The following is an 11,077-nucleotide window of genomic DNA, read 5'->3' on the forward strand; positions in this document are numbered from 1 at the left end:
AGCACGCGGACGCGGTCGCCGAGGGAGAAGCGGCGGCCGAAGCGCTCGCCGGCGATCTGCTTGGTGTTCTCGCGGTAGGTGTAGCGGTCGTCGGTCATGGTGGCGAGCGGGACGAGGCCTTCGACGAAGAGGTCGAGCAGCTCGACGAAGAGGCCGAACTTGGTGACGCTGACGATGAGGCCTTCGAACTCCTGGCCGAGGCGGTCGCGCATGAACTTCACCTTCTTCCACTCGATGAGCTCACGCTCGGCGTCGTCGGCGCGGCGCTCGGTCTGGCTGGACTGGTCGGCGATCTCGTGCAGGACGTCGAGGGGGATGAGTGCGCGGACGTTCTCGGCCTCTGGGGCGGCGGGTCGCCGGCGCCCACCCTCATCGTTTCTTTTCGACCAGGGGCTGGGAGCTTCGCTGTGGGGCGGCGTGCCGGAGCCGGAGGGAGCTTTCTTCTGGCGGCGCTCGTGCCGGCGATGCTCGGCGGCGGCGGCTTCGTCGTGCAGGACTTGCTTGAGCAGGCGGTGGACGATGAGATCGGGATAGCGGCGGATGGGCGAGGTGAAGTGCGTGTAGGTGGGGGCGGCGAGCGCGAAGTGGCCGAGGTTCTGTTCGGAATAGCGCGCCTGCTTGAGCGAGCGCAGCATGAGGTAGGAGAGGATGCGCTCCTCGGGCTTGCCGGCGATCTTCTGCGTGAGCTTCTGGTACATGCGCGGCGTGATGTGGACCTCTTCGGGCAGCTCGATCATGTGGGCGTGGCGGCCGGTGCCGTGGCGCGCGCGGCGGTCGCCGCGAGTCTCCATGCGGCGGATGGGGAGGGCGCCCACGCCGAGCGAGTAGCCGAAGCTGGCGGCGATGGTCTCGAACTCGTAGAGCTTCTTGGGGTCGGGCTTCTCGTGGACACGGTAGAGGCTCGCGACGCGCTCTTCCAGGTAGCTGGCGACGCACTCGTTGGCGGCGAGCATGAACTCTTCGATGAGGCGGTGGGCGAACTGGCGCTCGGACTTGGTGACGCTCTCCATCATGCCTTGCTCGTCGAACTCGATCTGGGGCTCGGGGAGGTCGAAGTCGACGGAGCCGCGGCGGACGCGCTTGCGGTTGAGGATCTCGGCGAGCTCGCGCATGAGGTCGAAATCGGCGACCAGGGGCGCGTAGTGGCGGCGCTGGGCGGGGTCGCCATCGAGGATGAGCTGGACGTTGGTGTAGGTCATGCGCTCGGCGGAGCGGATGATGCCCTCGTGCAGCTGGTAGCCGGTGATCTCGCCCCTGGGGTCGACCTCCATGACGCAAGACATGACGAGGCGCTCGACCTGCGGGCGCAGCGAGCAGAGGTCGCTGGAGAGCTCGACCGGAAGCATGGGGACGGCGCGGTCGGGGAAATAGACGGAGTTACCGCGCAGGCGCGCTTCGCGGTCGAGCGCGGAATCTTCGGTGACGAAGTGGGCGACGTCGGCGATGTGCACCTGGAGCTCGTAGCCGCCGTGGTCGAGGCGGCGGACGAGGACGGCGTCGTCGAAGTCGCGGGCGGTCTCGCCGTCGATGGTGACGATGGGGAGGTCGCGGTAGTCGTGGCGCCGCTCGCGCTCGCCGTGGTCGATGGTCGCGGGGAAGGACTGCGCTTCCGCGATGACGGCTTCGGGGAAGCGGTGCGGGATGTGGTGCTTGCGGATGATGATCTCGACGTCGACGCCGAAGTCGTCTTCGAAGCCGAGGATCTCGAGGACGCGGCCGCGCGGGCTCTGCGTCTGCGTGGGCCAGTCGGTGATCTCGACGTCGACGACCACGCCCTCGAGGTCTTCCCAGGCGGAGGTGACGCGGGCTTCGGAGCCGATGACGCGGTCGCGGGATCTGCCCTTCCGCGCGCTCGAGGGCGAGCGCGCCACATCGGCCTCGCCGGTGGGCGGGTGCTCGAGGCCGCGGGGGATGACGATGTCCAGGGCGAGCTTTTCGTCGATGGGGGTGACGAAGTTGGCCTTCGGGCCATAGTGGAAGACGCCGACGACGGTGTCGTGGGCGCGGCCGAGGACTTTGAGGATGCGGCCCTCGGCGCGGCCGTCGGGGCGGACCTGGCCGAGCTCGACCAGGACGCGGTCGCCGTGCATGGCGGTGCCGATGGCGGGCGGCGGGATGAAGATGTCGCCGGAGATGCGGTCTTTCAGGGAGTCGCGGTCGGGGATGACGAAGCCGAAGCCGTCGCGATGCTGGGAGAGGCGGCCGGTAGCAGTGGGGCGGCCGGGGCGGGCGCCGTGCTCCTGCCCGCGCGGCTTCTTGGGGAGGCCCCAGCGGTCGTCGTGCAGCTCGACCAGCTCGCCCTGGCGGACCAGGCGGTCCAGGCGCTGGTGAAGGTCGCGGCGCTCGGCGCCACCGCGCAGGCCGAGCTCGCGGACGAGCTGCTTGAAGCCCGCGGATCGACTGGGCTGGCGGCCTATCCTCTCTACGATCTGTTGGTCGGAAAGCACAATGTGTCTCGCTGGCCACAGGCGATTAGCGATTAGCAGTTAGCGATTAGCCAGAACGGATCGCTTCGGCGCGTTCTCTGACCGCTAATCGCTAGTCGCCAATTGCTTCTTTTCCCCTAATCCCATGCTAAGCGCGAAACAATTTTCCTCATAGGGCCTTCACCGGATGTAAGAGATGCCGAATGCGGCGCAAGATTTACGCTCGAGTTCGCGGTTGAGGCTGCATTTCGAATCGGATGCAGGCGGTCGCGGATGCAGCAACCCCGCGCTGAGCGCAGTCGCCCAACAGGACAACGAACAGGAACTCTGTTTGGCACGGGACGTGCGGATGCCTGGACATCCCCCAGGCAGCAGTAAACCGGGCGGACCGCAACCACGGCCGCTCGACACCCAGGAACTTCGCGCGAGTGGGCTCCACAGGTCCGCAGCGCTTCACGACCGACAGAGGACATCGATATGTGGAAGCCCGCCACGCCGAGCACCCCGGCACCGCAAGCACCAAAGACCACCACCCCCGAACCGGAGAAGACCGCAATGACGAATCCGCAGAACCTGAATCCGATGGGCGAGCCCACGCCGGCCAGCGCGCCGCGCAACGCCGCTCTCAATACCAACGAACAGGCCACCATCGGGAAGTCGCTCGTGATCAAGGGCGAGGTCACCGGTTCTGAGTCTCTGTACATCGACGGGCGCGTGGAAGGCGCGATCAACCTGGCCGGCAACCGCGTGACGGTGGGCCGCAACGGCGTGGTGAACGCCAACGTGGTGGCGCGGGAGATCGTGGTGATCGGCAAGGTGAAGGGCAACCTGAACGCCTCGGACCGGGTCGACATCCGCAACGAAGGGTCGCTGACCGGCGACGTGGTGGCGCAGCGCATCTCGATCGAAGATGGCGCGTTCTTCAAGGGCGGCATCGACATCCAGAAGCCGGGCCAGCGCGCCAACGGGAAGTCGGACGAGAAGATGCCGTCGACGACGGCGAGCTCGACGACGGCGGCTGCCGCCAGCGCCTAGTCGGGTTTACGCGCCCTCGGGGTCGAGGGCGCACTCCACGGCGAACGCCCGCTCTCCCTTTCACCCACACCAGCTCTGGCCAGCAAGGACCCTCGTCATGGTCGAGAAAATGCTCCAACTGCTCGCGCTCACCTGCCGCCACCGGCGGATCACGCAGCCCTTCACCGCGTCCACCGCGGCGGTAACCTCGCGCAGCGCCTCGTGGGAGCCGGTGGGAGTCGGGCCGTCGCACTACGTGGTGTGTCTCGATTGCGGGCGGAAGTTCACCTACGACTGGAACGAGATGCGGATCGTGAAGACGGCGCGGGTGTCCTAAGCACGGCCGGGTCCTGTCGCCCCTGAAGGGGCTCTCCATCTATTTGTGACACCGTGACCCACGGCTAGCGCCGTGGGCTGCGCATTCTTGCGCTGCTTCGCAGCGCCGAGCGCGAGGGGCGCGGGCGCTGGATCCTTTTGGCGGGCGAGTCGCCCGCCTCCACACGATCAAGGTCAGGCCGCCGGTGTTAGGGGGCGGTACCGCGCTCTTCGCGGGCGGCGTCGGCAGGCGCGGGGTCGGGCGGGCCGAGGCGGCGCCACAACATTCCCAGCAGCTCCGACCCAGTCACCCAAAGCACGACGGCGACCACGGCCGCCCAGGTCAGCGTAACGAGGGCAAGGTTCTCGAGGTCGGCCCAGCGGGTGCCGTCGAGGTAGACGAACTTCGAGGCGCCGAAGCTGGCGACCGCGGCGACGGTGCCGGCGAAGATGGCCTTCCCCAGTTCTCCCCAGCGCAATCCGGTGAGCAGCACCAGCCCGCGCGCGTGCAGGAGCGCGGCGAGGACGAGGGTGTGGAGCAGGATGCCGAGGTCGGAGGCGATGGCGAGGCCGGCGACGCCGTAGCGCGCGAAGAGCGCGGAGTAGAGCGGGAGCGAGGCGACGGTGACGATGGTGCCGGCGACCATCGGGGTCATGGTGTTGCCGGCGGCGTAGAAGGCGCGGGCGTAGAGGCCCTGCGCGGCCCAGAAGGGCAGCGAAAGCGCGAACCAGAAGAAGAGGATGGCGGTCTCGTGAGAATCGGAGGGCTTGAACATGCCGCGGCGATAGACGAGGTCGACGAGCGGGAGGGCGGCGGCGGCCATCCAGGCGCTGGCGACCAGAGCGAGCGCGCTCACGCGGTAAATGGAGGCATTGACGGTGGCAGCGAACTCGTCGCGGCGCTGCTCGCCCCAGAGTCGCGCGAAGAACGGGAGCGAAGCCTGTCCGGCGGCTTGCCCGAGGACGGCGACCGGCACGGCGAACAGGCGCTTGGCGTAGTTGAGGCGGGTGATGTCGCCGGAGCCGCCGGAGGCGAAGAAGCGCAGGATCCACTCGTCGGCGGTGACGAGCGAGACGCCGAGCATCAGCGGGATGGTCAGGCGCACCCACTCGCGGAAGCCGGGGTGGGAGGTGTCGAAGTCGAGCGAGAAGCGCAGGCCGCCCCTGGCGGCGCCGATGACGTTGATGAGGAATGGTCCGGCAACCGCGCCGGCGACGGCGCCGACGGCGAGCGAGGCGATCCCCATCCGGCGCGAGAGCAGGACGCCGCCCGCGATGATGCCGACGTTGTAGAGCAGCGGCCCGAGCGCGGGAAAGAGGAACAGGCGGCGCGAGAGCAGCACGGCGGAGACCACGCCGCCGACGTAGAAGAAGATCTGCGCAGGCAGCAGGATGCGGGTCAGGCGGACGCACTCGGCCAACTGCTCGGGCGAGAACCTGGGGAAGAGGAGCCGCTCGATCTGCGGCGTGAAGAGCTCGGCGAGGCCGACGCCCGCGAGCAGCACGGCCGTCATGACGGTGACGACGATGTTGAAAGCCTTCTGAGCCTGCTCTTCCCTGCCCTCGGCGGAGTAGCGCGTGAAGATGGAGATGAAGGTGATGGAGGCGGTGCCGCCGGCGACGAGGTAGTTGAGCCAGTCGGGGAGGGTGAAGGCGGCGACGTAGGCGTCGGTCTGGGGGCCGGCGCCGAAAGCCCAGGCGATGTAGGCCTCGCGCACGTAGCCGATGACGCGCGAGAGCAGCACCGCGGCCATGAGCAGGACGGTCGCGGAGTACGCCGAATGCTCGTGCGAGGGCCGGAGCAGCCGGAGCGCGCGGGCGGCGAAGGACGGCGGGCGGTCTTCAGCCATGAAGCGGGAATTCTACACGTCGCTTCCGGCGATTCTACTAGTCGCTGGTGACTTTCAAGAACATTCCGGGGAAGCGCGATCGGCGGCAGACTGCCGAGTCAGATCCTTCGTCGCCCGCCGCGGCGGGCTCCTCAGGATGACACTCACGGAAGAGCGTCGTTCCTGTAGGACTCCCTCGCCCGCCGCGGCGGGCTCGGGATGTTGAGAAACGGCCAGCCTACATGCGGGTCGAGTTCAGCAGCGCCGAGAGGGCGCGGTTGCGCTCGTACTCGCTCTTGATGCCGTTGGCGGCGCGGAGGTAGGCGTTCTTGGCCTCGCCGGTGACGGCGTACTTCGAGGCGGTCGAGGTCAGGACGCGGGCGCGCTCGTAGTCGGAGTTGATGGACGCGGTCGCCTGGAGCAGGCGAACGACGATGGGCTGGCTGAGCGGCACCTTGTCGAGCAGGCCGATGAGGGTGCGGGAGTGTTCGTAGTCGCTCTTGATGCCGTTGGCGGCGTTGAAGAACATCTCCTGCATGGTCGGGTCGACGAGGCGGGCGTCGAGCATGGTCATGAGGACGCGGGCGCGCTCGTAATCCGAGTTGAGCTTGGCGGCGGAGGCGAGCGCCATGCGGGCGTTCTCCTTCGACATGCCGGGGCGCTTGAGGATCTCGACCAGGACACGGGCGTGCTCGTAGTCGCTCTTGAGCGAGTCGGCGCTGGTGAGGAAGGCGGAGCGGCCGGCCTCGTCGTCGAGCGGATACTTTTGCGCGATGACCATGAGGATGCGCGCCTTCTCGTAGTCGGAGCCGATCTGGCGGCCGGCCTGCTCGAGCGTGCGGCGGAGCGTGGCGGCGTCCACCTTGGTCGTGTCGAGCATGGTGCGGAGGTAGAGCGCGGCGACGTAGTCGCTCTCGATCTGGTCGACCTCGTTCAGCACCGCGTTGGGGCCGCCGCGCTGGAGCAGCATCGGCACGCGGGTCGCCGCCGAGAAACCGGTGTGCCGCTCGAACTCGAGCATGAAGCGGCCGAACCACTCGCGCGCGGCGGCGTCGAACTCTTGCGGCTGCGCGTTGCGCCAGTAGGTGTACTTGAGTCCGCCGGCGGAGGGCTCGACCTTGACGCGGCGGGTGGCGCCGCTGATGACCTCGGTGACATCGAAGAAGCCGTCGTCGGGGGTGATGCCGAGCAGTTGCATGCCGTCGGCGCTGAAGGCGAGCTTGCCGGCGGCGTGGATGCGCAGGGTGCACTCGCCGCGCGTCCAGGTGCCATTCATCGTCTGGTAACCGTTGTCGTCAGTGTTGTGGCTCATGCTGACGTTGGTGGTCTTCGACGACGACTTGCAATCGGGATCGGGGAAGCCGCCGCCCATCATGGGCGCGGGGGCCGAAGGCGCCGACGGAGCGGAAGGCGCGGGCGGTACCGCGGGCGTCGGAGTGCTCGCGTAACCGTATCCGTAACCGCTGCCGGAGCCGCTGCCGGCACGGGGCGCGGCGGAGGGCGGGGGCGTGGTGGCGGGCGCGGGCATGGCGACGGGGGCGAGGCTCTCGCTGCCGAACATCCCGCCGGGCGGGATGGCTTCGGGAGTGGGAGCGGGAGTGGGCTGCTCGTCGGCGAGCGCTTCGTCACCGAAGACCAGCGTGTTTTCGTCGGCGTCGGGCGGCGCGGGCGGAGCCGGCTGCGCCGGAGGCGCGGCGGCGGCCGGGGGGCTGGGCGGCGCGGGCGGAATCGGAGGCGCGTCCTGCTGCGGCTGCATGGCGGCGAGCGGCAGCACGAGCGCGGCGGCGAGCAGCGCGGTGCCGAGCACGGCGGCGCGCGAGAGGGCCTGGCGGTTGCGGCGCGGGTCGAGCAGCGCGAGCAGGCGGCCTTCGAACTGCGACTTGCGGGCCATGGCGAGCGCGACGGCGTATTCGCGCTTGGCGCCGAGCTGCGCGACGATCTCGAGCAGGTCGTGGGCGTACTCGCTGGGGCGCGCGCCGGCGGCGAGGACGAAGTCGTCGCACGCCTTCTCGCGCTCGAGACGCATCTGGCGGGCGGCGAGCCACGCCAGCGGATTGAACCAGTGGAGGGCGAGCGCGGCTTGCGCGAGGAGCTGCGTGAGGGCGTCGAGGCGCTTGACGTGGGCGAGCTCGTGGTTGAGGACGGCGAGCGCGCGGGCTTCGGACCAGTCGGCGGCGTCGGGCGGCAGCACGACGCGCGGGTAGATGACGCCGGTGGTGATGGGGACGTCGACGTCGGCGGATTCGAGCAGCTGCACGGGGCGGCGGATGCTCATCGCCGCGGTGACCTGGCGGAGGCGCGCGGTCCAGCGCGGATCGGTGATGGCGGCGCCGCGGGCGAGCACGCCGCGCAGGCGGAAGATCCCCAGCAGCACGCGTCCGGTGAAGAAGGAGACGCCGAGGAGCCAGGCGGCGGCGAGCCACAGCGGCCAGCGCGCGGGCGGCGGTGCCGGCGCGGTCGTGGCGGAGCCGGAGGGCGGAGCAACGGAGCGCGGTGTCGTGGTCGTGACGGCGGCGGCGGATCCTTTCGCCGGCTGCTGCGCGTGCTTCGTGGTCGCGGGCTGCTGGGCGGACTTCGCGGTGGCGTCGTTGTTCGCGAAATCATTCTTGACTGGCGCTTGCACTGCGCTCGGTCGGGTGGCGGCTTGCATCGGCGGCGCGGCGACTTCCGTCACCGGCGCGACGGCGGGCAGGGTCACGCTCGGCAGCCACGTGGTCGAGATGGTGGGCAGGAAGCGCGCGGCGAAGGGGAGGGCGGCGATGGCGGCGAGCGCGGCGACGAGCACGAGGTGGCGCACGGCGGCGGAGCGGCGGCGGAGCAGGCGCTCGGCGGCCAGCGCGAGGGCGAGGACGAAGGTCGCCTTCAGGGTGATGTCGAACAGGAGCGCGAGAGTCGCGCGCGAGAAGAGTTCGAGTGTCGGAATGTGCGGCATGGCTAACGTCCCTCCTGCTGGGCCTTCTTGATCATGGCGGTGAGGCGCTTGCGGTCGTGCGCGGAAAGCTTGGGGTCGAGCTCGAGCAGGGCGGCGGCGGCGTGCTGCGCGGAGCCGCCGAAGAACGTGGTGACGAGGTGGCGGAGGGCGGAGACGCGCGCCTTGGCCGGCTCGACGGTGGGGAGGTAGACGTACTTGAGGCCGTCCTGCTGGTGCTGGACGAGGCCTTTGTCCTCGAGCAGGCGGAGCATGCCGCGGACGGCGGAGTAGGTGGGCGGGTCGGGAAGGGCGGCGAGGACGTCGGCGACGCTGGCCTTGCCGAGGCGGTAGAGGACGTCCATGATCTGGCGCTCGCGGCGGCCGAGTGCGGTTTCCAAGGGAACCTCCGTGCTAATGGACTAGCAGATGCTAATACATTAGCAGACGAAGTCAAGGGAAAAAGGTGAGCGGCTTTGGAAACATTCCGAGGAATCCCTACCTAAGCCGGAGGTTTCGCGATGAGATCCTTCGTCGCCCGCTGCGGCGGGCTCCTCAGGATGACACTCACGGAAGGGTGTCGCGGCGGTAGGGCTTCGTCGCCCGCCGCGGCGGGCTCCTCAGGATGACACTCACGGAGGAGCCTCGTAACTATAGGGCTCCCTCGCCCGCCGCGGTGGGCTCGGGATGTATTTGTTAAGCTCTCGGGGCCATGAAGCTGACAAGCATTGCCGTACTCCTCACCTCACTCTCCTTGACGGCGGCGGCCGCCGAGCGGCACCTCGTTCCGCAGCAGACGTTCGACGCGATCGCGCGCGAGCTTTCGGGCGAGCAGGCGCAGGAGAACACGCGCCGCATCGTCGAGTACCACCGCATCCAGGGGTCGCCGATGATGGCCGACGTCGCCGAGCAGGTGGTGCTGCCGAGCCTGCAGGCCGCAGGATTTTCCCTGACGGACGAACGCGCAGCGGTTTTCGCGAAAAAAGAGCAGTTCCCTTCCGACGGCAAGACGAAGTATGGGACGTTCCTCTCGCCGGCGGGCTGGGAGATGCGCTCGGGCGAGCTGTGGGTGACGGCTGCGGGCGCGGACAAGGAGTTCAAGCCGTATCCGGTGTGCCGCTACGCCGACGTGCCGATGTGCGTGTCGTCGTATTCGAAGGGCGGGACGTGGGAAGGCGAGCTGGTCGAGGTCGGCGCGGGGACGAAGGACGCCGACTACAAAGATAAGGATGTGCGCGGGAAGGTCGCGCTCGCCTACGGGTACGCGGCGAACGTGGTGCGCGAGGCGGTGCTGAAGCACGGCGCGGTGGGGGTGGTGATCTATCCGCCGCCGGGGGACCGCGCGGAGCATCCCGACATGACGCGCTACAACGGCATCTGGCCGCGCGCGGAGGAGTTCGAGGCGACGCGCGGCGGCTTCCAGATCTCGCAGACGGCGTACACCAGGATCCAAGGGCTGATGCGCGCAGGGCCGGTGCGCGTGAAAGGCACGATCGACGCGAGCTACGTCCCGGGCAAGCTGACGCTGGTGCACGCCTGGATCCGCGGGACGGAGAACCCGGAGCAGGAGGTCATCCTGGTCGGGCACCTCGACCACCCGAAGTGGTCGGCGAACGACAACGCGTCGGGCTCGGGCGCGCTCCTCGAGATCGCGCGGACGTACGCCGCGCTCATCAAGGCGGGCAAGCTGCCGTCGCCGAAGAAGACGCTGCACTTCATGTGGGTGCCGGAGTTCTTCGGGACGATGGCGTACGTGGCGAACCATCCGGAGACGCGACGCTGCGGCGCGTGGGACGACCCGCGCTCAGCCGTAAAGCCGTGGAAAGAAAAAGACCCGTGCGTGGTCGCGGCGCTCAACCTCGACATGGTCGGGGAAGACACCGTGAAGACCAACTCGCGGTTCTACTTCACGCGCACGCCGGATTCGGTGCCGAGCTTCCTGAACGCGCTGATGGCGGACGCGCTGGCGCAGACGCGCGCGGCGAACCTCTCCGCGCCAACGGGCACGCGGAACCTGTGGGTGCCGGAGGAGATCGGGCTGGCGCTAGGCAGCGACCACGAAGTGTTCCTCGGGCTCGGAATCCCCGCGACCATGCTCGGCCACGACCCGGACTGGACGCACCACACGTCGGAAGACAAGATGGACAAGACGGACGCGAGCGAGTTCAAGCGGGTGGGAACGTTCGCGGCGGTGGGGGCGTGGTGGATGGGGAACAACGACGGGCACGCTGCATCCGACTTCGAGAAGACTGCGGAGGCGAGCCTGCGACTGAACCGTTTGAATGAGCTTCTTTCGCGCAGGACAGAGTCAGCAGCCTTAAGACGTGCCACAGCGCTGAACCTACGAGCAGCGGGAGATTTCACCCGAAGCCTCCTCACGCGCGCCGGATACTACGCCGAAGGCAAAGACGGAGGTATCTTCCCTGGAACAGGCGGCGGTGTCACGCATCCGCCCGGTCCGCGCCGTCTCGTTCTCGCGCCCCTCGACGCCTCTGCGCTGGAGAACGTCTCCGAGGCCGACAAGAAGTGGGTGGCCGAGCAGCGCGCGCGCTTCGCGGTGGAGGCGGAGGGCATCACCGACCAGC

At 68.8% G+C, this 11,077-nt stretch carries 7 protein-coding genes; 3 read left to right on the forward strand and 4 right to left on the reverse strand.

From position 1 onward, the window contains the following. The coding region (locus VLA96_12660) for an RNB domain-containing ribonuclease (protein ID HSE50052.1) at positions 1 to 2,447 on the reverse strand (2,447 nt) is incomplete at its 3' end. Positions 2,448 to 2,981: 534 nt separating this feature from the next. Between VLA96_12660 and VLA96_12665 the strand changes: the two genes are divergently transcribed. Both VLA96_12665 and VLA96_12670 read left to right on the forward strand, forming a co-directional pair. After that, positions 2,982 to 3,461, forward strand: a complete 480-nt coding sequence (locus tag VLA96_12665) for a polymer-forming cytoskeletal protein (protein HSE50053.1) — start codon at positions 2,982 to 2,984, stop codon at positions 3,459 to 3,461. Between the two features lie 97 nt (positions 3,462 to 3,558). Beyond that, positions 3,559 to 3,777: a hypothetical protein gene (locus VLA96_12670; GenBank protein ID HSE50054.1), complete on the forward strand. Its 219-nt coding sequence runs from the start codon at positions 3,559 to 3,561 to the stop codon at positions 3,775 to 3,777. A gap of 187 nt (positions 3,778 to 3,964) precedes the next feature. On the opposite strand, the gene murJ is transcribed toward VLA96_12670, so the two are convergent. The 3 genes from murJ to VLA96_12685 all read right to left on the reverse strand — a co-directional run bounded on the left by murJ (position 3,965) and on the right by VLA96_12685 (position 8,893). Then, a complete protein-coding gene (gene murJ / locus VLA96_12675; GenBank protein ID HSE50055.1) occupies positions 3,965 to 5,605 on the reverse strand; it encodes a murein biosynthesis integral membrane protein MurJ in 1,641 nt (546 codons plus the stop codon). Between the two features lie 217 nt (positions 5,606 to 5,822). Continuing rightward, positions 5,823 to 8,516 carry a M56 family metallopeptidase gene (locus VLA96_12680; GenBank protein ID HSE50056.1) on the reverse strand — a complete coding sequence of 898 codons (2,694 nt, stop codon included), beginning with the start codon at positions 8,514 to 8,516 and terminating at the stop codon, positions 5,823 to 5,825. Between the two features lie 2 nt (positions 8,517 to 8,518). Beyond that, positions 8,519 to 8,893 (reverse strand): BlaI/MecI/CopY family transcriptional regulator, encoded by a 375-nt coding sequence (locus VLA96_12685; GenBank protein HSE50057.1) that lies wholly within the window; start codon positions 8,891 to 8,893, stop codon positions 8,519 to 8,521. Positions 8,894 to 9,204: 311 nt separating this feature from the next. Here VLA96_12685 and VLA96_12690 point away from each other — a divergent pair. Continuing rightward, positions 9,205 to 11,077, forward strand: a 1,873-nt coding sequence (locus tag VLA96_12690) for a M28 family peptidase (GenBank protein ID HSE50058.1), incomplete at its 3' end; no start/stop codon positions are given.

Source organism: Terriglobales bacterium, from assembly GCA_035457425.1.
In the GTDB taxonomy this organism is placed as follows: domain Bacteria; phylum Acidobacteriota; class Terriglobia; order Terriglobales; family Acidobacteriaceae; genus JACPNR01.

Bases quoted from the DNA above. Each gene is read 5' to 3' on its own strand.
- VLA96_12665 (HSE50053.1), top strand. From the start codon at position 2,982: ATGACGAATCCGCAGAACCTGAATCCGATGGGCGAGCCCACGCCGGCC.
- VLA96_12670 (HSE50054.1), top strand. From the start codon at position 3,559: ATGGTCGAGAAAATGCTCCAACTGCTCGCGCTCACCTGCCGCCACCGG.
- murJ (HSE50055.1), bottom strand. From the start codon at position 5,605: ATGGCTGAAGACCGCCCGCCGTCCTTCGCCGCCCGCGCGCTCCGGCTG.
- VLA96_12680 (HSE50056.1), bottom strand. From the start codon at position 8,516: ATGCCGCACATTCCGACACTCGAACTCTTCTCGCGCGCGACTCTCGCG.